We start from the raw sequence: 21,496 nt of genomic DNA, 5'->3' as shown, positions 1-21,496 counted from the left end.
CGACGGCGCGACGCCGCGCCCCTCGCTCACGTGTGCTCGCGCAGATATCTCCCGAAGTGCGGCACGGTGAAGGCGATCCGGCCCCGCTCGCCGGAGTAGATGAGCCCCTTCTTGAGCAACGCGTCGCGCGCGGGCGAGAGGCTCTGCGGCTTGCGGTCCAGGTGCGCGGCGATGTCGGAGGTCGCGACCGACTCGACCTCGTCCAGCTCCTCGCCCGACTCGTGCTGTGCTGCAGCGAGATCCGCCATGGCGCGCAGATACTCCCGCTCCCCCGGCGTCGCGCGCTCGTAGCGCGACCCGAAGAACCCGACGGCCAGCTCCGCCTCCGCCGCAGGCCCGGCGACCCGCACGTCCTCCTCCCCGATCGGCGACTCGGGCGCCAAGTCCCAGACCTCCTTGCCGTAGGCCTGGATGAAGTAGGGGTAGCCGCCCGTCGCGGCATACATCGCCGACAGCGCCTCCGGCGACCAGCGGGCGTCCTCGTCCTCGGCGGGCAGCTGCAACGCACGCTCGGCCTCCTCGCGGGAGAGCCGGTCGATGCGGTTGTAGCGGAAGAGCCGCTCGGAGTAGGACTTGCTCGCCGACAGCACCGCCGGCAGGTGCGGCAGCCCGGCGCCGACGACGATGACCGGCAGCCCCGCCTGCGACAGCTCGTGGCAGGCGGCGCAAAGAGCAGAGACGTCGTCGGGCTGCAGGTCCTGCATCTCGTCGATGAAGATCGCGACCCCCTTGCCGACGTCCGCAGCCAGCCCGCCGACGTCGGAGAAGAGCTCGACCAGGTCGATCTCGATGTCGCCGGAGTCGGCCCGGCCGGTGACGGCAGGCGCGTCGATGCCGGGGTTCCACCGGTCGCGCAGCTTGGCGCCGGGCTGGTCCTTCTGCGCGAACGCCTTGACCACGCCGAGCACGTGGTCCAGATCCTCGCCCCGCGGGTGCCCCAGCTCCCGGACCGCCACGTGCAGCGCCGCCGCCATCGGGCGACGCATCCCCTGCTCCGGACGAGCTTCATACTTGCCGGTCCCCCAGCGCGAGCGCACGGCGGTCGAGCGCAGCGCGTTGAGCAGCACCGTCTTGCCGACGCCGCGCAGCCCGGTGAGCACCATCGAGCGTTCCGGACGACCGCGGGCGATGCGCTCGAGCACCACGGCGAAGCGGTCGAGCTGCTCGTCCCGCCCGGCGAGCTCGGGGGGTCGCTGGCCGGCGCCGGGGGCGTAGGGGTTACGGATCGGATCCACGCTGGGACTGTATGCGGTCCTCTAGCGGATCTGTCAGAGACACGCAGACGATCCGATCGGGGCGAGGGTGCGATAGTGGTGCGCATGAGCCAGATTCCTTCTGTCGCCGTCACCGACGTGCCCGACGACGCGGTCGTCGTCGACGTGCGGGAGCCGGACGAGTGGGCCGCCGGGCACGCACCCGGCGCCGTGCACATCCCGCTCGGCGACCTGCCGGCCCGCATCGACGAGCTGCCCGAGACCGATACCTCCCTGCCGGTCGTATGCCGTAGCGGCGGCCGGTCCGGCCGCGCGGTCGAGTGGCTGGTCCAGCAGGGCTTCGACGTGGTCAACGTCGAGGGCGGCATGCGCGCCTGGGGCGCCGCCGACAAGAGCATGGTCGGCGGGGCCGAGGGCGGGCAGCCTGAGGTCATCTGAGTCGATCTAGGCCTCTCTAGCGCAGACGCGAGACGACCGGAGATGTCGGTCGACGCCGCTAGGCTGATCTCGATGTCTGGTGTCGCCTCCTCCGCTGCCCTTGATGCCCTCCCCCTCGGCTCCCGCGTCGTCGTGCGCCATCTCATCGAGGGAGGCGAGCGGGCCACCGATGCTCTCGGTGAGTTGGTCGACCGCCGGCCCGAGTCGCTGGTGGTGCGGACCCGCGCCGGCGAGGTGTCGATCGCGCGCGGTGACGTGGTGATCGCCAAGCCGGTGCCGCAGCGACCGTGGCGGCTCGCGGCCTACCTCCGCCGGGCAGGGGTCGCGGTGCTCGACCTCGACGGCGTCATCCGCGGCTTCGACGAGGCGGGGCAGCGCAGCGTGAGCGAGGCCGAGCTGGGGCTGGAGCCGATGGGGCTCGTCGACATCGCCTTCCGGCTGCCCGAGGCCTCCGCCATGGTCGTCGGCCGCGCGACGTATGCCCAGTGGGTCGACGCGCTCCGCGCCCGCCTGCTGGAGCTGGGCCACCCCGAGGACGCGGTCGGGCGCGTGCTGGACCGTTGGCAGGCGGACCGTGGGACCCCGATCCAGCGCTCCGTCGACCTCGTCGACGACCTCACCGCCGCCGGCACGCCGACCTTCGTCTTCACCAACGGCACCGATCAGGTCCCGGCCGAGCTGGAGCGGATCGGCCTGGGACGCTTCATACCTCTGCTGATGAACGCGCACGACCTGGGCTTCGCCAAACCGGCACCCGAGGCGTATGCCGTCGCGCACGCCGAGATCGAGCGCCGCCTCGGGCGGACGGTCGGGCGGGCCGAGGTCCACTTCACCGACGACCGCGCGGCCAACGTCGACGCGGCTCGCGACTTCGGCTGGCGCGGCCAGGTCTTCGCCCTCCCCCACCCCTGACAGGCACCGAGCGTGCGTTCGTCACACACGCTCGGTGCGTCACTAACGCACGCTCGGTGCGTCACCAACACACGCTGGGTGCGGGAGGGGTGGAGGCAGTGGCAGGGACGGGGCAGGGAAGGGAAGGGGAAGGGAAGCTAGCGCAGGAGGCGGGACATGCGGCGGTCGGCGAGGGGCTTGCCGCCGGTCTGGCAGGTGGGGCAGTACTGCAGCGAGGAGTCGGCGAAGGACACCTCCGCCACCGTGTCGCCGCAGACCGGGCAGGCCTCGCCGGTGCGGCCGTGGACGTTCATGCCCGCCCGCTTGGCGTCCTTGAGCTGCGCGGCCGGCTTGCCCTCGGCCGCCATGACGGCGGCCTCCAGCGTCGTCCGCAGCGCTGCGTAGAGCCCCCGCACCTGCTCCTCGCTCAGCGACGCCGCCAGCGCGAAGGGCGAGAGCCGCGCCGCGTGGAGGATCTCGTCGGAGTAGGCGTTGCCCACCCCGGCGAGCACCGACTGGTCCCGCAGCAGGCCCTTGACCTGGGTCCGCCGCCCCTCCAGCAGCGCGGCGAAGGCCGCCTCGTCGAAATCCTCCGCCAGCGGGTCCGGCCCGAGCGAGGCCACCCCGGGCACGTCGGCGGGGTCCCGCACGACATACGCCGCGAGCCCCTTCTTCGTCCCCGCCTCGGTGAGGTCGAAGCCGGCGCCGTCGTCGAGCCGCACCCGCAGCGCGATCGGGGTCTTGCCGGGGCGCACCTGTGTGCCCGGCACCTCGTCATACCACCGCAGCCACCCGGCCCGCGCCAGGTGGAAGACCAGATGCGTGCCGTCGACGTCGACGTCGACGAACTTGCCGTGCCGCGCCACCCCGTCGACCGGCGCGCCCACGAGGGCGTCCGGCGGCGGGTCGAAGGTCTTGAGCACCGCGATCGAGCCCAGCTCCACGTCGGTGACGACGCGCCCGGTCATCCGCTCCCCGAGGAAGTCGGTGAGCGCCTGCACCTCGGGCAGCTCAGGCACGGTCGCCGCCCCGTCGCCGCGCCCCGACGAGCAGCTGGTGCAGCCCGAAGCCGTTGGACGCCTTGAGCATCGGCACCTGCACCCGCTTGCCCAGCAGCTCATCGGTCGCCACCGGCAGACCGCTGGAGAGCACCTGCTCGGCGGGCGTGAGCTCGCGCAGGCAGATCGCCTCGACCGCGTCGCGGTGCTCCTGGGCGAACTCGCCGTAGATCACCGGGTCGTGCTGGCCGTCATCGCCGACGAGGATCCACCGGATCTCCGGGAAGTCCTCGCGCAGCCGCCGCAGCTCGGCCTCCTTGTGCTCCTGCCCCGACCGGAACCATCCGGTGTTCGTCGGCCCCCAGTCGGTGAGCAGCATCGGCCCGACCGGGAAGTCGTGCCGCCGCAGGAAACGGGTGATTGCCGGTGCGGTGTTCCACGCCCCCGTCGAGAGATAGAAGACCGGCATGCGGGGGTCCTCGGCGAGCAGCGCGCGATACATCGCGCTCATCCCCGGCACCGCCTGCCGGACCTGCTCGGACCGCACGAAGGTGTTCCACCCCGCGATGAGGATGCGCGGCAGGTGGGTCACCATGACGGTGTCGTCGATGTCGCTCACCAGCCCGACGGTGGTGGCCGGGTCGACGACCAGCACGGACACCGCCAGGCTGTCGCCGTTCTCGATCTCGACGTAGGCCTCGCGCCACCCGGGCTGGAGACCGTGCCCGGTGAGCTCGACGTCGACGTAGCCACCCCGGTCGGTGCGCGCGCTCACCTGGACGTCACCGCAGCGGACCGTCACCGGCACGTCGACGGCGGGAGCGGTGAGGAAGAAGCGCCATCCTCGCTGCGCGATGTCGAGCAGCGAGTCCTCGACATGGGTCAGCGCCGTCCGCGACTCCTCCGGCTCGTGCCGCGACAGCAGCACCCGCACGAAGACTCGCGCCCGGTCGGGCGTGCCGTAGCCGGTGTAGCCGTAGAGCCGGTCGTGCCAGCCGCGTCGGCGCAGCCGGGAGTCCATGCGACGGCGGACGGAGTCCTCCAGGACGGCCGCGATGTGGGGACGCGCCATGCGACGTACCTTAGCCGTCGGCAGGGATATGGGCGCCTCGGGCGTGTCGCTGCCGACACCTCCCAGGTATGCCGCCCGCCCCGGCACCGCGCGTCCCGCCGCGTGGGTCAGCGGTCGGCGCCGGCGACCGCGGCCTCGTGCTCGGCCCGCGCCTGCTCCTCCTCGGCCTGCGCCTGCTTCTCGGCCTCCTCGGCTTCCTCGCGAGCCTGCTGGGCCTCCAGCCCGGGAGCGCCGGCGACACGCCCCTCCTCGATCGCGAGCTCCTCGACCGCGGCCCACGTCGGACCGTCGACCTCGCCGGTCGGCTCGAGCTCGGCCGCCTCCTGGACCTCGCGGACCGCCTCGGCCGTCTGCGGGCCGAAGCTGCCGTCGACGTCCACCCCGAGCAGCTCCTGCAGCGCGGAGACCGCACCACCGGCATACGGGCTGTCGGCGGCCCCCTCGGCGCTGGCGCGGGCGGCGAGCCGACCCTCCGGGTCGGCGTCGATGTCGAGGCTGCCCTCGGCGAGCTCGATGTCGCGCAGGGCGATCGTGGGATGCACGGACCGCTCGAGGAAGACCCAGGTCAGCGGGGTGACGACCGCGGGGCCGTCGCCGCGGCGCACGGCCTGCTCGGCGAGCACCGGGACCGTCTCCTCCCACTCCAGCAACGCGGCGGCCGTCTTGGGCCCGAAGGCGCCGTCAGGCTCCGCCCCGATGGCCTCCTGCAGCACCACGACGGCTTCGCCGTCGTCACCCTCGGTGAGGGTGCGCCGCTTGTAGGGAGTGAACGCGGTGACCTGCCACTCCTCGGGCTGCACCGCGAGCGCCTCCTCCGGCAGCTCGGGGACCTCCCAGCCCTGGGCCGCGGCATAGGTGTAGTCGTCGGCCACACCGGTGGCGGGGATCCCCTGCTCCTCCTGCCAGGCGATGAGCGCGTCGCGGGTGGCCTGGTCGAGCACCCCGGACTCCTTCACGCCGAGGACGCCCTGCAGCATCGTCACGCCACCGCCGGACTCGCCGGGACGCACCCGCCCGAGGCCGGACTGGGGTGCCGCCTGGGCCGGCGTCTCGCAGATGTCGAGCCGGGGGAAGGTGTGCAGCGCGGCATACTGGCGTGCCACCGTGTCGCACGGCCCGAGGTCGGGCTGGGTGACCGCCACACCGGTCCACCAGGAGGTCCGCATCATCGCGCCGTCCCAGGTGAAGGAGATGTGGATGTGGTCCTCGTGCGGCGTGCCGGTGTAGTAGCGCCAGCGGTTGTCCTCCTTCTGGAAGATCAGGCCGTTCCAGATGATGTATTCCATCCCGAAGCGGCGCATCATCTCGGCGTCGTCGGCGGTGAGCCAGGCGACGACCGCGTCGCCGATCCGGCGGTCCTGCGCGTCGTAGGCGTTGAGCGGCCAGTCCAGCGCCCGCCCGTCGTGGTGGAAGCTCATGTAGTCGATGCACTGCCGCGCCCCGCTGAAGGTCGGCCGGTCGTAGTGCTCGCTGACCAGCAGCGCGAAGGCGATGACGCCCGGGCGGCTCTCCGGGTCGCAGGTGACCTGCGGGGCGAAGGCGGTGGTCGCGTCGATCTCGGTGGGGAGGTCCTCGTTGACCGGCGGCTCCGGCACGGGGTATGCCGCATCCTCCGGGAGCGGCGTGAAGGGTGCGTCACCGGCGGCCGAGCCGTTGGTGCCGAAGCCCGCTCCCCGGGGCACCGGGACCGCAGTCGCGGAGCCGGGCAGCCCGCCCCCGCCGCCTCCGGAGGTGGCGGAGTCACCTGTCGATCCGCCCGCGCCGCCCTCCGGGTCGTCGTCGGTCGCCCAGACCGTCGGGCCCCCCAGCGCCAGTGCGCCCGCCAGCAGCGTGGCGGTGAGCATCCGCGCTCCACGACTGCTGTGGCGCACGCCCGCACTCCCTGACATGCGGTCAACCCCTGACTTCTCACGTCACCGCGGCGGGCCGCGGTGACCTCGCACCGACGTTGGTCAGTGCGGCACGGCAGCAGCCGTGTCGCACACGTGATTCAGACTCTACGTGGCGACGTCGGGGCAGGGATAGGGCAGGAGCAGGGTTCTTTGCCAAGTCTTGACGTCGAGGCGTCCCATAAGTCACATGCGCCACTCCTGCACCGCCCGCCCGGCATCGCCGCTGGTCAGCCCTTTTCCGTTCCCACGCTCGCACCCTGGCTGAAGTAGCGCTGCGAGGCCACGTTGGGAGCTGCGCGGGATCGTGGTGGCGGGCGAGCGGCATACCGTCACCGGCTGAGCGCGCCGCTCGGCACCGTCAGCGGCGTGGCGGCGCCACCGCCCACCGTCAGCGGCGGCGCAGCGCCTCGGCGACGTCGCGGGCGGCGCCGACCGCGGAGGCCCGGAGCTGGTGCTGCGCGTCGAGTCGTGCGGCACCGTGGCCGCCGACCCAGACCGAGACGTCCGGGTGGTCCCGACCCAGCTGCTCCAGCAGCTCGGCGGCCGAGGCCGCGTCGTGCGGCATGGGGACGCTGAGCACCACCGCCGCCGGTCGCGTCGCGGCGACCGAGTGGGCCCAGCTGGCCAACGGCACGTCGTTGCCGAGGAAGCGCACGTCGATGCCTTGGCGCCGCAGGCAGACGGCGAAGGAGAGCGCGCCGAGCTGGTGCAGTGCGCCGGGCGGGTTGCCGACGAGGACCACCGGGGCGCCGTGGTTGGGCCCGGCGGCGTCGTAGGCGGCTGCCAGCCGGCGGTGCACCCCTGCCGAGACGAAGTGCTCCCCGGCGACGTCGACCTCGCCCCGCTCCCAGGCCCGCCCCAGCCCGGTGAGCGCGGGCATGAGCCACTCCTCCAGCGCGGTCTCGAAGGAGGTGCGCGACATCGCCGCGTCGAGCACCCGCGTCAGGTGGTGCTGGTCGAAGGTCTGCGCGACCTGCACCAGGTCGTCGACCGCCGGCGTGGGCGTCGCGGTGAACTCCTCGAGCGTGGCCGCCTCCTCCTCGACCGCTCCGAGGCGGGCGGCGGCGAGCGAGGCGGGCGTGCCCGCACGCACCAGCTCGGCCATGCGCGACAGGCGGGAGACGTCGGTGTCGTCGTAGAGGCGGTAGCGGGACGCCGAGCGCTGCGGAGCGACCACGCCATACCGGCGCTCCCAGGCACGCAACGTGGCAGGGGCCACCCCGGTGAGATCTGCCACCTGCTTCACGGTGTACTGCGCGCCGCTCATCGGGCACCGCCTCCTTGGCGCGTACAAAGATGTCACAGACCTGTGACATCGCAGGTAGGGCATCCTACCCGACGCCCGGATGGGGCGGGGGTGAGGCGGCGACTACATCCCGTCGACGAACTCCCGGGCGACGTCCTGCGGGTCCTCCCCGTCGGTGACGACCTGGACCATCATCTGGGTGAGGTTCTCGGTCGTGAGCGCCGCGGACACCTCGTTGAGCGCAGTCTCGACGTCGTCGTTGACGGCGTCGGCGCGGATGAGCGGCACGATGTTCTGGGCCGCGAAGAGCGACTCCGGGTCCTCCAGCACGACGAAGCCGTTCTCCTCGACCGCCGGGTCTGTGGTGAAGATGTTGGCGACGTCGACCTGGCCGTTGACCAGCGACTGGACCGTGAGGTTCGCGCCGGCGGCCAGCGAGCGGAAGTCCGCGAACTCCAGCCCGTAGGTCTCGGCCAGCCCGTCGACACCGTTGGGGCGGGTCTCGAACTCGGGCGGGCCGCCGAGGGTGAGGTCCCCGGCGTGCGGCTCGAGGTCGGCGATGGTCGTCAGGCCCAGCTCCTCGGCCGTCTCACCGGTCACCACGAGGGAGTCCTTGTCCTCGGCCTCGCTGATCTCGAGCACCTGCAGACCCTCGGGGAGGTTCTCCTGCAGGTCGGCGAGCACCTCCTCGCTGGAGGTCACCGTGATCTCGGGGTTGAGGTAGGTCGCCAGGCCGCCGGTGTATTCGGGCAGCACGTCGATCGAGCCGTCCTCGATGCCGGCGACGTAGGCCTCGCGGCTGCCGATGTTGAGCTGGGTGTCGACCTCGACCCCGGCGTCGCCGAGCGCGGCGGCGTAGATCTCGGCGAGCAGCTCGTTCTCGGGGAAGTTGGCCGAGCCGACGGTGATGCTGCCGGTCGCCTCCCCGCCGTCGCTGCCCTCACCCGACTCCTCGGCGGCGTCCTCGCCGCCGGTGTCGGTGTCCATCGGGTCGCTCCCGCCGCCGCAGGCGGCCAGGCCGAAGGTCAGGGGCAGGGCGAGGGCAAGGGTGGTCAGAGGGCGTCGCATGGGGTGTCCTCCCGGGTCGGGTTCGGTATGCAGTGGAACAGCGGTGGGCGCAGGGGTATGCCGGTGCGCGGGTCACGAAGTGGTAAAGACATCGCCGCTCAGTGCTCCTTCGCGGCCACGAGGCCGGGGGAGACGACGAGCCGCTGGACCCCGGCGAGCACCAGGTCGACCAGCAGCGCCAGGGCGGCGACGACGAGCGCGCCGCCGGCCATCACTTCATACTGCCGCGAGGCCTGGCCGTCGATCAGGTAGCGGCCGAGGCCGTCGATGCCGACGATGGCGGCGATCGTCGCGGTCGCGATGATCTGCAGCATCGCCGAGCGCAGCCCGGACAGCAGCAGCGGCAGCGCCGCCGGCACCTCGACCTGCCACAGGATCTGGCTCTCGGTCATGCCTACCCCGCGCGCCGCGTCGCGGGCGGCGGGGTCGACCGACTCCACCCCGGCATAGGTGCCGGAGAGCACCGGCGGGATGGCGAGCAGGACAAGCACCAGGATCACCGGCAGCTCGAAGGCGAGGTCACCGCTCAGCCGGGGCAGCAGCAGCAGCGTGGCGACGAAGAGCACCCCGAGGCTGGGGATGGCGCGGAAGGCGCCGGCCAGGTTGATCGCGAGCCAGCGACCCCGGCCGGTGTGCCCGATGACGAGCCCGACCGGCACCGCGATGAGCGCGGCGACGACCAGCGCGATGAGCGAGATCCGCAGGTGCGCCACGCTCTGCGCCAGGATGCCGCCGGGGCCGGTCCAGGTCTCCGGATCGAGGAGCCACTGCCAGGTGAGGGAGATCATCGCGCCACCCCCGCCCTCAGCCAGGGCGTGAGCGCGCGGGAGAGCAGCGCGATGCCCGCGTCGAGGGCGATCGCCAGCGCCACGCAGGCGCCGATGCCGACGAGGATCGGGCCCATGTCGTTGCGGTTGAAGCCCTCGGTGAAGAGCTGCCCGAGCTGGCTCACGCCGATGAGCGCGGCGACCGAGACGATCGACACGTTGCTGACCGCGGCCACGCGCAGCCCCGCCGTGATGACCGGGATTGCGAGCGGCAGGTCGACGGTGACGGTGCGCCGCAGCTCGCCGTAGCCCATCGCCGTCGCGGCCTGCCGGGTCGCGCCGGGCACCGAGCCGAGCCCGTCCGCGACGGTGCGGGTGAGCAGGGCGACGGTGTAGAGCGTCATCGCGACCAGCACGTTGGCGTCGTCGAGCACGCGGGTGCCCAGCAGCAGCGGCAGCAGGATGAAGAGCGCGAGGGAGGGGATGGTGTAGAGCAGCCCGGTGCCGGCGATCATCGGTGGCGCGAGCCAGCGGTAGCGCGTGGCCAGCCAGCCCAGCGGCAGGCTGATGAGCAGCCCGAGCAGCAGCGGCACCCCCGCGAGGTAGAGGTGGCGCAGCAGCAGCTCGCCGACGGTCGACCAGGCGACACCGCCGATCACGAAGCCCCCTCGGGGGCCGGGGCATCGCTCGTGCGCGGGTCGTCCGCGGCGGTCGAGCCCTGCCGGATCGCGGCGAGCACCTGCTGAGGTTGGACCGTGCCGACGACCCGGCCGTCCTCCACGACGACGCCCCGGCCCGAGGGGGCCGACAGGGCCGCGTCGAGGAAGACCCGGGCGGAGTCGCCGACCTCGGCGAGCGACCCCATACGATGCAGCTCCTCCTCGCGCACCGCCCCGCCGGAGGTATGCCGCTCCACCCACCCGAGCGGGTCGCCCCCCTCGCCGGTGACGAGCACCCAGCCGCTCCCCGCGGACACATCGTCGCCGAGGGCGACCGTCTGCTCCGGCGCGGGCTCCAGAGCGGCGTCGGTGAAGCCGAGCTTGCGATAGCCGCGGTCCTTGCCGACGAAGCTCGCGACGAAGTCGTCGGCCGGCTCCCGCAGCAGCTCACCGGGCGTCGCGAGCTGGGCGAGGTGGCCGCCCTGGCGCATGACCGCAATGTGGTCACCGAGCTGGATCGCCTCGTCGATGTCGTGGGTGACGAGGACGACGGTGATGCCAAGATCGCGCTGCAGCCGCCGGACCTCAGCCTGCAGGTCGCCGCGCACCAGCGGGTCGACGGCGCTGAACGGCTCGTCCATGAGGACGACCTCGGGGTCGCTGGCCAGCGCCCGGGCCACGCCGACGCGCTGCTGCTGGCCACCGGAGAGCTGCGCGGGATAGCGCTCGGCCTGGTCGGCGGTCAGGCCGACCTTCTCGATCGCCTCCATCGCCGCGTCCTTGGCCTTGGCCTGGCTCCAGCCGATGAGCCGTGGCACGGTCATGACGTTCTTGAGCACGGTGCGGTGCGGGAAGAGCCCGGCGTGCTGGATGACGTAGCCGATGGAGCGCCGCAGCTGGGCGGGCTTGCGCTCGGCGATGTCGTCGCCCTCGAGCAGGATGCGGCCCTCGGTGGGCTCGACCATCCGGTTGATCATCCGCAGGCTGGTGGTCTTGCCGCAGCCGGACGGCCCCACGAAGACGGTGATCCCGCCCCGTGGCACCTCCAGGCTGAGGTCGTCCACGGCCACGGTCCCGTCGGCATACCTCTTGGTCACGCTCTCGAAGCGGATCATCGCACCGACCCTACGGGCGAGGTCCGACAGACCGGCAACGGGCGGACCTCCTGGCGTGCACCACGACACCCTTCCTGCGGGTATGCCGCGGTTCCGAGCGTCCCGCGCCGACCTGGGCACGGTGGTGCACCGACGTCGACCGTCCGTGGCGACCTGAGCACCGTTGTGCACCGGAAGCGCGCTTCTCTACCGTGTGTCGCCTGCACAGCCGGGCTCAGGTCGACGTGACCGATCGCGGAGGCAGAGACCGTGGCGGCAGCGCCGAGATGCACGCCGGGAGGACCGGAGGACCCAGGCGCGGCCGGGCGATGCTCCCTCATCCGTGCCCCACGGCCTCGCGCACGGCGTCGCGGTATGCCGTCGCGCCCCCGGGCGGGGCGCCCACCAGCCCTTCCAGGTCGCGCTCGCGGCAGACCACCTCGTGCACGAGGGAGCCGACGAGAGGCTTGGCCACCCCGGCGTCGACCGGCGTCACGAGCCCGACCCAGTGCGAGGCGAGCCACGGCGTGAGGACGGGAAGGGTGACGATCGTGCGGTGCCGCAGGCCGGTGACCTCGGCGAAGCCGTGCATCATCTCCTTGTAGGTCAGGACGTCCGGCCCACCGATGTCGAAGGTGCGGTTGTGCTCCGCCGGCAGCTCGGCGGCGGCGACGAGGTAGTGCAGCACGTCGTCGATGCCGATGGGCTGGATGCGGTTCTTGAGCCACTTGGGCGCGACCATGACGGGCAGCCGCTTGGTGAGGTGCCGCAGCATCTCGAAGCTGGCCGAGCCGGAGCCGATGACGGTCGCGGCCTGCAGCACCGCGGTCGGCACGCCGGAGTCCATGAGGATCTCGCCGACCTCGACCCGGCTGGCCAGGTGCTTGGACAGCTCCTGGAAGGGCAGGTCGGGGTGGAGCCCGGAGAGATAGACGATCCGGCCGACCTGCTCCTCGCGGGCCGCGGCGCCGAAGGTCCGGGCCAGCCGCCGGTCGCGCTCGACGAAGTCGCCCGAGCCGTCCATCGAGTGGATGAAGTAGTAGGCCAGGTCGACCCCGGCGAGCGCCGTCTCGAGGTCGGCGCGCTCGGTGGCGTCGCCCTCGCTCACCTCGACGCGGTCCTCCCACTCCGAGGGCAGCTTGTCAGCCGACCGGGTGAGGACGCGCACGACGTATCCCTCGTCGAGCAGGCGGGGCACGAGCAGGCCGCCGATGTAGCCGGTGGCGCCGGTGACGAGGGCGCGCCGACCAGTCTCGGAGGTGCCGGTCTGGGGAGGAGTGTCGGTGGGGTGTGGTTCAGTCATGTCAGCTCACGATCGACAGGAGAGGGGGCAGGAGCAGGAGCATCCCGGCGGACCAGGTGATGTGGGTGATGGCGGGGCCGAGGACGCCACCGGTGACGCGGCGCTGCAGCCCGCAGACCACGCCGAGCACCACCGCGGCGAACACGAGGAGGGGGACCCCGGCGACGACGGTGGTGAGGGCATACACGACGGTGGTGGCGATGACGGTCCACCGCTGCGGGATGGCGGCGTAGAGCGCGCCGCGGAAGAAGATCTCCTCAGCGATGCCGTTCATCATGGTGATGAGCAGCACCAGCGGCACGGACGCGAAGCGCACGTGGTCGAGCAGGTCGTTGACCGGGCCGAGGAGGAAGGGGATCTGCGCCACGACGAGCGCGCCGGCGATGAAGATGACGAGCAGGAGCAGGCCGAGCGCGAGGGACTGGATGACGGGGCGAGCGTAGCCTTCGCCGCTGCGGGTATGCCCACGGCCGAGATAGAGACGACCGGAGAGGAAGGCGCCGATCACCCAGGTCGCCGCCAGGGCGGTGGTGCCGAGGTAGAACAACGGGTTGCCCGGCTCCAGGCTCAGCGACCACCACAGCAGCGCCGATCCGATCACCAGGGTGAGAGCAGTGACGATGCGGCGACGCCGCAGCACCTGGGGCGGATCACGATGGTCGCGTGGCACCGGCGTGACCAGCGCGGCGCGGAGGAAGGCGCGCAGCTCGGTGACGGGGTTCACACTTCCCCAGCCTGACGCATCCACGCGCATTCCGCCTCTCCGGAACAACCTTGGACAAACTCTTGACAAGCATTATGCGCGGGTGTCAGGCTCGGCACAACCGGGGTTCGGCCCCTCGACCCCGGAGAAGCGTCAAGGAGGACGCCATGCTCAAGAAGACCGCCGCCGCTGCCGTTGCAGCCCTCGCGCTGACCGCCGGTGTCGCCGCCCCCGCCTCGGCCGCCCCGCAGCGCCCCGACGTCGAGTGCCTGCGCGCCGGCCTGCAGACCCTACGCGACGCCGACCTACTGACCAGCGTCGCCCAGAACGGCCTGCCGATCGAGACCGCTGTCTCGGTGGGCGTGACGGTCCGTGAGGGCGCCGACATCTCGGGCGTGCCGGACCCGATCCCGCTCAGCGTCGTGCTGCGCGACCACCTGGCCGGCGACGACAGCCTCTTCGTCTACCCCTGGTGCGAGTGAGCTGACGGATCTGACCCAGCGACGGACTGGGTGAGGGGCTGGGTGGCCGCGTGAACCGCGGCCACCCGGCTCTCCTCAGGAGTGGGGACCAGCACGCGCTCAGGATCGACGCGCCCGGTGTGGTTGAGGGTGACGACGTCGTCGGGCCGGGTCGGCTGGGCCAGCAGGCCGGCGAGGCGGCAGTGGGTCGGGGTCGCTAGGCATGCTGCAGCTCCCCGGTCGACTCCCGCCGACGGGCAACCGCCCAGACTCCGATGACACCGACGAGCACTGCAGTGACCGCTGCGGCGATGCCGACGAGGTCGGAGCGCGGCTCGCCGGTGAGGCGGCCGGCGGCGACCCAGGCGGTCCCCCACGCGACGGCAGCGGTGAGACCGAGCTGGAAGAGACGCTGGTCGGTGCGGGTCAGCAACCAGGCCGCGATGAGCACGACGCCCGCGAGCACGGCGACGGTGATCCAGGCCGAGGTGGCGCTCGCGGAGGGCACGCCGAGGCCGACCAGCCAGGAGGCGATGTTGGCGCAGGTGGCCACGCAGATCCAGCCGAGGTAGAGCCCGTGGGTCGCCGACACCCAGAGGTCCGCGCCCAGCCCTTCACGCTCCAGCCCAGCGGTGCGGCGCAGCACGATCCCGAGAGACACGACGATCCCCAGCATCACGACGACCGAGAGCCACACGAGGTCGGCGAAGACCACGAGCAGCCAGATCCCGTTGAGCGCGATCGCCGCGGCCGCGGGCAGCCGCGTGACCTGCGCCCAGCGCGAGTCGCGGGTGGCGGGGAGCCACTGCCACACGACATACCCGGCGAGGCCGAGATAGATCACCGACCAGATGGAGAAAGCCGGGCCCTTCGGCGCGATGAGCGTGGCGCTGTCGGAGAAGAGCCCGCTGCCCTGGCTCTCGACGCCGCCACCGCCGATCAGGCCGGTCCCAAGGAGGGTGCCGCCGATCCACACGACCGCGGCGAGGGTGACGAGGAGGCGGTCGCGCGTCATACCCCGGCCTCCTGGCGTGCGCCCCGGCGGCGGACGACCGCGGTGGCGACGGCCGCCGCCGCCGCGCTGGCGCCCGCGCCCCAGGCGATGTCCATGACAACGACGTCACTCGGGAAGCCCTCGATCACCGCGAGGCTGGTGAGGTCGTAGGCCGCGTAGGCCACGGCGCCCAGGGCGCCGCCCTGCGCCGCCGCCTTCGCGATGCTGCCGGAGGCGAGCCCGGGCGCGGTCGCGAAGTGGGTGAGGCCGACGGTGTAGATGCCGTAGAACACCGCCGCCGCGGGCGCGTTGATCGGGTCGGCCATGAGCGAGCCGAAGCTGCTGGCGTACTTCTCCTTCGCGACCACCCCGAGCCACAGCGCGTCGAGCGCGCCGAAGGCCACGCCGGTGGCCGCGAGACCCGCCAGCCACCGGCCGGCGCCCAGGCGACGGCTCACGGCAGCTCGACGACGGTGGGGCCGGCGTCCTGCTGGTCGCCCTTCCCGGTCACCATCTTGACCGTGTCGACGACGGTGCCGACGAGCGAGTCGCCGCCCCAGTACGTGACGGTGTCACCGCTGACCTTGAGCACCACGTTGTCGGGGTTCTCCGGGCCACCCTCCATAAAGGCGTCGGCCCCCTTGCTCCACAGCTGCTCGACGAGGGCGCGGTCCTCGATCACCGTGGCGCTGCCCGCGAGCGAGACCCAGGCCTTCATCGAGGAGTAGGCCACGTTGACGTGCGGGTTGGCGCGCACGTCGCTCGCGACCGCGCTGCTGGAGCGCACGAGGAAGAGGACGTCGCCGTCCTCCTCGTGCACCTGGGTCGACAGCGGCCGGCTGGTGAGCCGACCCTCGCCCGAGCTGGAGTCGACGGTGGTCAGCATGGCGATGTCCATGCTCGACATGACCTGGTGCGCCTTCTGCACGGCCTCGGGATCAGAGGTGACCTCCACCGGGTCGGCGGGGCTGCTGTCGTGGTGCTCGGTCATGTGTCCTCCTGGGACGTCGTGGCTCTTGTCCAACGTTGTGCACAAGGTTTGTTCACTGTATGCCGTCACTCGGGTCACGTCCTGCCGACGGCTGCTCCAGCTCTCCGCGCACGAGGCTGTCACCGCCGTGGGACGGGTCGCCGTCGACCTGCTCCCGCGAGATGTCGACCACGGGGTAGTCCGCGAGGTCCACCCCGGCCGGCAGCGTGAACTCCGCGGTGTCGCCGGAGAGGATCCCGACGGTGACCATGCCGCTGACATCCGGCCGCATCAGCCAGACCTCGAGATATCCCTCGCCGGCGTCCGGCAGCTCGGAGAGGTCCAGCCGCAGCCGCCGCTCCCCGTCGATCGTCACGACCTCGGCGTTGCCCTCGACCGTGAGGCCCGCGTCGGGCAGCTCGCTCAGGGACGCGTCGGCGACGACCACGCCGTCGTCGTCGGCGTTGGTGCCGACGAGCTCGGTGCCTAGCCACGCGACGAGGGCACCGACCGCGGCGGCCGCGAGCAGCGGCCAGCGGGCCGGGCGACGACTGCGGTGGGAGGACCCGCGGCGGACGGGCCCGGCTGCCCGGTCACGACGACGGCGGGCGACCTCGTCGGCAGGAGCGCCGTCACCGGCCACCTCGGCCCGGATCCGCTCCCACACGTGCTCGCCCGGCTCCACCTCGACCGCGCCGGCCCCGCGCAGGAGCGCCGCGACGCGGGCGTCACGGCTCGCGTCACCACCAGGGTCGCCCGGGCCGCCCGGGTCGCCCACGTCGGGTGGGATCTGGGTGTCGTCACTCATCGCGCACCTCCGAGGAGTGTTCGGAGCCGAGCCAGGGTTCGGTTCGTATGGGTCTTGACCGTCCCGAGCGGCAGGTCCAGGCGCTCGGCGATCTCTCGTTGGGTCAGGTCGTCGACGTAGGCCAGCAGGATGATCCGACGCTGCGGGTCCCCGATCCGCTCCAGCTCCTCGTAGATCGTCAGCAGGTCGTCGCGGTCGGCCTCCGAGAAGGCGTGGTCGATGTCCTCGGGCAGGGCGTCGGTCAGGTCCGTGGAGACCTCGACCTGCCGATGCCGCGCGCGCAGCTGATCAGCGACCCGCCGTCGGGTGATCCCGACCAACCAGGCCCCGAGGGGGCCCGCCTCCGGATCGTAGGTGTCACGGGCGCGCCAGGCCGAGACGAAGACCTGCTGCGTCACGTCCTCGGCGTCGTCCGGGCCGACGGCCCGTCGCGCGAGTCCGTGCACCAGACCGCCCCATCGCCGGAAGGCATGTTCGAGCGCGTCGTGGCTGCCCTCGATCCAGGCCATGGCGATCTCGCGGTCGCCCTTGGGTGTGGCGACACTCATGGCCGCACCTTAGGTGACCCGGGGCGACGCGTCAGGTCGACGCGTCTAGGGTCGGCGGTCTGCCTGACGTCGCCGCGCGCCTGCGCGACCTGCTCGCGCCGCTCACCGGCGGGGAGCTGCCGGTCCACCTCGCCGCGTGGGACGGGTCCCACGCAGGGGCAGATCCGCAGGTGGCGCCGACGGTGCGGCTGCGCTCGCCGCAGGCGCTGCAGCGGCTCCTGTGGTCGCCGGGCGAGCTCGGTGCCGCCCAGGCCTTCGTCACCGGCATCCTCAACGCGCAGATGGCCTACTCCTGCGCCTACGTCACCGACCCCGGTGCCGACCTGCTGCACGGGCGGGAGAGTGCGGCATACCCCTTGGAGCAGGCGCAATGGGACAAGCTCGACCTGGTCTGCCGTAAGGTCGGGCTGCACCAGCGCGAGGGGCAGCGCCTCGTCGACGTCGGGTGCGGCTGGGGGTCGCTCAGCCTGCACGCGGCGCTGCGCGAGCACTACGCCTGGACCATCCGGTCCTGGGGGCAGCGGCTGCGGGAGCGGCGCGGCGAGGTCGTCGCGCTCGTCGGCGAGGAGGTCGCGCGGGTCTGGGAGCTCTATCTCGGCGCGGCGGCGTGGATCTTCGCCAGCGGCCGGATGGGCGTCGACGAGCTGCTGCTGCGTCGGCCGGGGTGAGGCTGCCACGACCCGATCACCCCTCCACCGGCTCTGCGGTGATGACGAGGTTGTCGGTGTAGCTCGCGTTGCGCTGCGACCAGTCCCCCGTGCAGGTGATGAGGCGCAGGTGGGGCGGGCCTTCACGGGTGAAGACGTCGTCGAGGGGCAGCTCGGGCTTGGCGACCTGCTCCCGGGCGGTGACGCGGTAGGCCACCTCGGTCCCGTCGGAGAGCTGCACCGTCAGATCGGCGCCCTCCTCGACCTCGGTGAGGGCGAGGAACGCCCCGGGTCCCGACCGGTCGTCGACGTGCCCCGCGACTACCGCCGACCCGCTGTCGTCGCCCGGGGCGGGGCCGAAGCGATACCACCCGGCCCGATCGGCGTCCTCGGGGATCGCCATCTGGCCGTCGTCGGCGACGCCGACGGCGTCGAGCGGGACGTCCACGTCCAGGGAGGGCACGAGGAGACGTTCTGGGGTGAGCCGATCTGCTGGTGCCGCGTCGGTCAGCGACGCCGAGCGAGTGCCCGGCTGCTCGATCACGACGCGCGATCCCCCGTCGCCCTCCCCCGCAGACGCCGCGGCGGCCACGTCCGCCGCGGCGTCAGGGGCCGCCGACGGGGTCGCAGGGGAAGCGGACCCGAAGTCGGCGGCGGCAGGGACCGGGGAGCGCTGCATACCCCAGAGGGCGAGCGCCGCCACGATCCCGCAGAGAAGGGACGCCACCGCCGCGACCGGGTTGATCCGGCCGCGGCGGGGCGGGGTCGGGGCCAAGACTCAGCGAGTGGAGTTCTCGGACCGGACCAGGCGGCTACCGGCGAGCACCGCACCGGCAGCGCCAGCCATGGCGAGCACGAGCAGCACGCCGTTGTCCGTCGTCAGCCCGCCCTGGCCGGAGGGGACGCCCTCGGGGTCGCCGTGCAGGCCCTCGATGGTCTGGACGGCCAGGTCGAGGTTGCCGTCCTCGGCCGAGCCCCAGGCGTAGACGATGGTGTTGGTGCCCTCGGCCAGGTTGAGGTCGGCCGGGCCGATCGCGACGTCCTCGGTGCCCGCGAGCACCACATCCGCCGAGACGGTGCCGGCGTCGAGGTTGAGGACCTCCTCGTTGGGGTTGGTCAGACCCTCGATGACCGGGCTGCCACCGGCGCGCACGTCGACGGCAGGGGCCGCGGCGGCGTGCCGGACGGTGAGGCGGGCCTGGCCGGCATCGAGCGTGGAGGTGTCGTTGGCGAAGGCCGACAGCATCGGCGTGCCGTCCTCGCCCAGGTGGGCCGCGAGGGTGAGGTTGGCGCCACCGGGCACCTCGACACCCTCCGCCGAGATCGCCGGCTCGGCGGACTCGGGGTCGTCACCGTCGGCATACACCTCGATGTCGTAGCTGCCCTCGGGGAGCATCAGCGGGTCGGTGAGGGTGCCGGGAGTGAAGTCGGGCACAGTCTCCTCACCGTTGACGTAGACGTCGACGGTGAGGTCGGGGACACCGTGCAGGACGGAGACCGTGGCCTCGTGGTTGTCGGCCATCGCGGGCGTGGCCAGCGCAGCGGCGCCGGTGCCGGCGAGGACGACGGCGGCCGTGGTCCCGGTGATCTTGCGGATCGTGCGCATCGGGGTGCTCCTTTGCTCGAGGCGGACCTGTTCCGCCCTCGACCATTACTACGCACCGGAACGACGCTGCGGATTCAGTCTTTGTCAAAAGTTTGTCGTCGGATGTCTCACAGGTCACACCCGTTGCCGTCCGGGCAGGGAGAGGCCATACTAGTGCCACCTTGCACAAACATTGGACACACTGTCCGACCGACCACAGGAGGTATCGCTATGAGCGAGCAGCAGGGTCAGATGACCGGGACGAGCGGAGACACCGTCTCCTGGACCGACCTCGGCAAGGAGATGTGGAACTACCTCACCGGCCAGGGCGCCGCCATCAACTACACCTTCCAGGACATGGCGGTGGAGGTGCCGCGCGACACCGGCCCCGATGCCCCGCGCGCCACCTGGAAGCTGGACGGGACGCTGCGCATCACCACCGAGGACCGCGAGCACGGGGCGGCCTGATCCGATGAACGCCCAGCTGCACGTCGATGCCGATCTGACGCTGACCATCTCGGTGCCGGGGTCGTCCGCCCAGGAGGGCGCCAAGGCCGATGCCGAGCAGATCACGGCGACCATCCGGGGATCTGGATCTGAGATCGAGGTCTCGTTGGATCGGCTCATCGGCCTGCCGCTGGGAATGGGTCGTCGCGCAGCCGCCGACCTCGCCTCCGACGTGGGGGAGGCCGCCGCGGACGCCGGTCTGGTCGTGTCGGTGTCTGGCCCCGACGGTCCGGTGCTGGCGCTGGGGGCCGTGCGCTCCCGGCTGCTGGACCGGGCCGTCACCGGGTCGCGACACATCGCCGTGCGCGACCGGCGGGCCGCGCTGCGGCTGCTGCGGGCCGCGCGCACCGACGGGCCCTCGCTCGCCGACCTCACACCACCCGGCACGCCGTGGCCCCCGGCCCCGACGGTCGCGCCGTCGCTGCACCGACGGGTCACGACCACGCACGACCCGTCCGGCGGCGGTGACCCGCGCCTCGTCTACTATCTGCCGCCCGGCCCCGAGCAGGGCGCGCCGCGCCAGGTCGCGCACCTGCGTCGCGGGACGACGACGATCGGCTCGGCACCCGACAACGACATCGTCGTGCCCGGGCTGGAGCCGCGCCACGCGGAGGTCCGGCGCGAGGAGGCGACCGACGAATACCTCCTGCACGCCCTCTCCGACGCCCCGGCGACGGTCGCGGGCGAGCAGGCCACTGAGGGCATCGTGCTGCGCACCGGCGCCGGTGTCGCCTGCGGCGAGCAGACCTTCGTCTACGCCCGTGAGGAGTATGCCGACCACGGCCGCCCCTACGGCGGCCGCGAGGGTGGCGAGTTCAGCCGGCAGCGCCCGCAGCCGCCGAGGCACTACCGGCGCTGACCCTCCTCCGAGCGGTCGATCTCAGAGCAACCCTGGGCGGCGCCCGGTCAGATCGAGAAGCCGTGCAGCAACGCGGCGGTGCCCTCGAGGTGGTCGCGCATGGCGGTCTCCGCCGCACCCTGCTCCCCCGCCTGTACCGCCGCGACGACGGCCTCGTGCTGCTCGGTGGAGTGTGCGAGGTTCGGTGGGATGAGAGGTATGCACTCCAGCAGGGCATCGATCTGCACGCGCACGTCGGCGACCACTCCCGCCAGGCTCGGTGACCCGCTCAGCTCGGCGACGGTGAGGTGGAGCCGGGCGTCGAAGGGGCGGTACTGCTCCGCCCCGGCCCCGGCGCAGTCCGCCGCGGCCGCCCGCAACCGGTCGACCTCCTGGGCCGACAGCTCCCGCGCGGCGGCCAGCCCGGCAGCCGCCGGCTCCACGATGTGCCGCAACGTGAGCACGTCCTCGATCACCGCCGCGTCGAGCCTGCCCGAGCCACCCCCCGCCGGCGGCGCCTGCGACACATAGGTGCCGCCGTAGCGCCCGCGGCGCACCACGACATACCCCGCCTCCTGCAGCTCGCCGATCGCCTCGCGCAGCGTCGTCCGCGACACCCGCAGCGACTCGGCGAGCTCCCGCTCGGCCGGCAGCTTCGACCCGGGCGGGAAGGTCCCGAGCCGCAGCAGGCGCAGCAGGCTCTCCATCGTCTCCTCGAAGACGTTGCCGCTGCGCACCGGCACGACGCGCGGATCGCCAGCCTGCTCCATACCCCCGAGGGTAGGCCGTGGCG

The 21,496-nt window shown here is 72.5% G+C and carries 25 protein-coding genes; 6 read left to right on the top strand and 19 right to left on the bottom strand.

The features are described from left to right. Positions 1 to 26: 26 nt before the first annotated feature. The gene (locus AC5PYY_RS05395; protein ID WP_493898769.1) at positions 27 to 1,235 is read right to left on the bottom strand and encodes a DUF8462 domain-containing protein; all 1,209 of its coding nucleotides are present in this window, start codon (positions 1,233 to 1,235) and stop codon (positions 27 to 29) included. Between the two features lie 84 nt (positions 1,236 to 1,319). Between AC5PYY_RS05395 and AC5PYY_RS05390 the strand changes: the two genes are divergently transcribed. Both AC5PYY_RS05390 and AC5PYY_RS05385 read left to right on the top strand, forming a co-directional pair. Further along, positions 1,320 to 1,652 carry a rhodanese-like domain-containing protein gene (locus AC5PYY_RS05390; protein WP_493898768.1) on the top strand — a complete coding sequence of 111 codons (333 nt, stop codon included), beginning with the start codon at positions 1,320 to 1,322 and terminating at the stop codon, positions 1,650 to 1,652. Positions 1,653 to 1,724: 72 nt separating this feature from the next. Continuing rightward, entirely contained in the window at positions 1,725 to 2,564 is an 840-nt protein-coding gene (locus AC5PYY_RS05385; RefSeq protein ID WP_493898767.1) for a putative acetyltransferase, read from the top strand. A gap of 137 nt (positions 2,565 to 2,701) precedes the next feature. On the opposite strand, the gene AC5PYY_RS05380 is transcribed toward AC5PYY_RS05385, so the two are convergent. The 10 genes from AC5PYY_RS05380 to AC5PYY_RS05335 all read right to left on the bottom strand — a co-directional run bounded on the left by AC5PYY_RS05380 (position 2,702) and on the right by AC5PYY_RS05335 (position 13,366). Continuing rightward, positions 2,702 to 3,562 carry an Fpg/Nei family DNA glycosylase gene (locus tag AC5PYY_RS05380; RefSeq protein WP_493898766.1) on the bottom strand — a complete coding sequence of 287 codons (861 nt, stop codon included), beginning with the start codon at positions 3,560 to 3,562 and terminating at the stop codon, positions 2,702 to 2,704. Continuing rightward, complete coding sequence (locus AC5PYY_RS05375; RefSeq protein WP_493898765.1) at positions 3,555 to 4,613, bottom strand: App1 family protein phosphatidate phosphatase; 1,059 nt, start codon at positions 4,611 to 4,613, stop codon at positions 3,555 to 3,557. Before AC5PYY_RS05375 ends, AC5PYY_RS05380 begins: the two co-directional genes overlap by 8 nt. Before the next feature lie 107 nt (positions 4,614 to 4,720). After that, positions 4,721 to 6,457, bottom strand: coding sequence for a peptidoglycan-binding domain-containing protein (locus tag AC5PYY_RS05370; RefSeq protein WP_493898764.1), 1,737 nt, complete (start codon positions 6,455 to 6,457; stop codon positions 4,721 to 4,723). 436 nt (positions 6,458 to 6,893) lie between these two features. Continuing rightward, on the bottom strand, positions 6,894 to 7,772 hold the full coding sequence (locus AC5PYY_RS05365; RefSeq protein WP_493898763.1) for a MerR family transcriptional regulator: 879 nt from the start codon (positions 7,770 to 7,772) through the stop codon (positions 6,894 to 6,896). Between the two features lie 102 nt (positions 7,773 to 7,874). Further along, positions 7,875 to 8,819 (bottom strand): ABC transporter substrate-binding protein, encoded by a 945-nt coding sequence (locus tag AC5PYY_RS05360; RefSeq protein ID WP_493898762.1) that lies wholly within the window; start codon positions 8,817 to 8,819, stop codon positions 7,875 to 7,877. A gap of 98 nt (positions 8,820 to 8,917) precedes the next feature. Continuing rightward, a complete protein-coding gene (locus AC5PYY_RS05355; protein WP_493898761.1) occupies positions 8,918 to 9,607 on the bottom strand; it encodes an ABC transporter permease in 690 nt (229 codons plus the stop codon). Continuing rightward, positions 9,604 to 10,245, bottom strand: coding sequence for an ABC transporter permease (locus AC5PYY_RS05350; RefSeq protein WP_493898760.1), 642 nt, complete (start codon positions 10,243 to 10,245; stop codon positions 9,604 to 9,606). The genes AC5PYY_RS05355 and AC5PYY_RS05350 overlap by 4 nt, the downstream gene beginning before the upstream one ends. After that, positions 10,242 to 11,360: an ABC transporter ATP-binding protein gene (locus tag AC5PYY_RS05345; RefSeq protein ID WP_493898759.1), complete on the bottom strand. Its 1,119-nt coding sequence runs from the start codon at positions 11,358 to 11,360 to the stop codon at positions 10,242 to 10,244. Before AC5PYY_RS05345 ends, AC5PYY_RS05350 begins: the two co-directional genes overlap by 4 nt. Before the next feature lie 316 nt (positions 11,361 to 11,676). After that, positions 11,677 to 12,642 (bottom strand): NAD(P)H-binding protein, encoded by a 966-nt coding sequence (locus AC5PYY_RS05340; RefSeq protein WP_493898758.1) that lies wholly within the window; start codon positions 12,640 to 12,642, stop codon positions 11,677 to 11,679. Between the two features lies 1 nt (position 12,643). Beyond that, on the bottom strand, positions 12,644 to 13,366 hold the full coding sequence (locus AC5PYY_RS05335) for a CPBP family intramembrane glutamic endopeptidase (RefSeq protein ID WP_493898757.1): 723 nt from the start codon (positions 13,364 to 13,366) through the stop codon (positions 12,644 to 12,646). Positions 13,367 to 13,512: 146 nt separating this feature from the next. Here AC5PYY_RS05335 and AC5PYY_RS05330 point away from each other — a divergent pair, with 146 nt between their 5' ends. Beyond that, positions 13,513 to 13,827 carry a hypothetical protein gene (locus tag AC5PYY_RS05330; protein WP_493898756.1) on the top strand — a complete coding sequence of 105 codons (315 nt, stop codon included), beginning with the start codon at positions 13,513 to 13,515 and terminating at the stop codon, positions 13,825 to 13,827. Positions 13,828 to 14,023: 196 nt separating this feature from the next. On the opposite strand, the gene AC5PYY_RS05325 is transcribed toward AC5PYY_RS05330, so the two are convergent. From AC5PYY_RS05325 to AC5PYY_RS05305, 5 genes are read right to left on the bottom strand one after another with little or no spacing between them, the layout of a single operon-like run. Next, on the bottom strand, positions 14,024 to 14,821 hold the full coding sequence (locus AC5PYY_RS05325) for a TspO-related membrane protein (protein ID WP_493898755.1): 798 nt from the start codon (positions 14,819 to 14,821) through the stop codon (positions 14,024 to 14,026). Beyond that, complete coding sequence (locus AC5PYY_RS05320) at positions 14,818 to 15,258, bottom strand: DUF2177 family protein (protein ID WP_493898754.1); 441 nt, start codon at positions 15,256 to 15,258, stop codon at positions 14,818 to 14,820. Before AC5PYY_RS05320 ends, AC5PYY_RS05325 begins: the two co-directional genes overlap by 4 nt. Continuing rightward, the gene (locus AC5PYY_RS05315) at positions 15,255 to 15,791 is read right to left on the bottom strand and encodes a pyridoxamine 5'-phosphate oxidase family protein (protein WP_493898753.1); all 537 of its coding nucleotides are present in this window, start codon (positions 15,789 to 15,791) and stop codon (positions 15,255 to 15,257) included. Before AC5PYY_RS05315 ends, AC5PYY_RS05320 begins: the two co-directional genes overlap by 4 nt. Before the next feature lie 52 nt (positions 15,792 to 15,843). Further along, positions 15,844 to 16,578, bottom strand: a complete 735-nt coding sequence (locus AC5PYY_RS05310; protein ID WP_493898752.1) for an anti-sigma factor — start codon at positions 16,576 to 16,578, stop codon at positions 15,844 to 15,846. Further along, entirely contained in the window at positions 16,575 to 17,126 is a 552-nt protein-coding gene (locus AC5PYY_RS05305; RefSeq protein ID WP_493898751.1) for an RNA polymerase sigma factor, read from the bottom strand. The genes AC5PYY_RS05310 and AC5PYY_RS05305 overlap by 4 nt, the downstream gene beginning before the upstream one ends. A gap of 170 nt (positions 17,127 to 17,296) precedes the next feature. Between AC5PYY_RS05305 and AC5PYY_RS05300 the strand changes: the two genes are divergently transcribed. After that, positions 17,297 to 17,794, top strand: coding sequence for an SAM-dependent methyltransferase (locus AC5PYY_RS05300; protein ID WP_493898750.1), 498 nt, complete (start codon positions 17,297 to 17,299; stop codon positions 17,792 to 17,794). Between the two features lie 16 nt (positions 17,795 to 17,810). Here the strand turns inward: AC5PYY_RS05300 and AC5PYY_RS05295 are convergent, their stop codons facing one another. Continuing rightward, positions 17,811 to 18,500 carry a class F sortase gene (locus AC5PYY_RS05295; protein WP_493898749.1) on the bottom strand — a complete coding sequence of 230 codons (690 nt, stop codon included), beginning with the start codon at positions 18,498 to 18,500 and terminating at the stop codon, positions 17,811 to 17,813. Between the two features lie 51 nt (positions 18,501 to 18,551). Continuing rightward, the gene (locus AC5PYY_RS05290; RefSeq protein WP_493898748.1) at positions 18,552 to 19,379 is read right to left on the bottom strand and encodes a DUF4397 domain-containing protein; all 828 of its coding nucleotides are present in this window, start codon (positions 19,377 to 19,379) and stop codon (positions 18,552 to 18,554) included. Between the two features lie 210 nt (positions 19,380 to 19,589). Here AC5PYY_RS05290 and AC5PYY_RS05285 point away from each other — a divergent pair, with 210 nt between their 5' ends. Together AC5PYY_RS05285 and AC5PYY_RS05280 are read left to right on the top strand one after the other, a co-directional pair. Further along, on the top strand, positions 19,590 to 19,826 hold the full coding sequence (locus AC5PYY_RS05285) for a hypothetical protein (RefSeq protein WP_493898747.1): 237 nt from the start codon (positions 19,590 to 19,592) through the stop codon (positions 19,824 to 19,826). A gap of 4 nt (positions 19,827 to 19,830) precedes the next feature. Beyond that, positions 19,831 to 20,724, top strand: a complete 894-nt coding sequence (locus AC5PYY_RS05280) for an FHA domain-containing protein (RefSeq protein WP_493898746.1) — start codon at positions 19,831 to 19,833, stop codon at positions 20,722 to 20,724. Between the two features lie 47 nt (positions 20,725 to 20,771). On the opposite strand, the gene AC5PYY_RS05275 is transcribed toward AC5PYY_RS05280, so the two are convergent. Next, entirely contained in the window at positions 20,772 to 21,473 is a 702-nt protein-coding gene (locus tag AC5PYY_RS05275) for a FadR/GntR family transcriptional regulator (RefSeq protein WP_493898745.1), read from the bottom strand. Between the last annotated feature and the right edge of the window lie 23 nt (positions 21,474 to 21,496).

Source organism: Serinicoccus sp. JS2-9, from assembly GCF_059025165.1.
The sequence above is the reverse complement of the archived record's forward strand: the minus strand, read 5'-3'. Positions and strand labels throughout refer to the sequence as shown.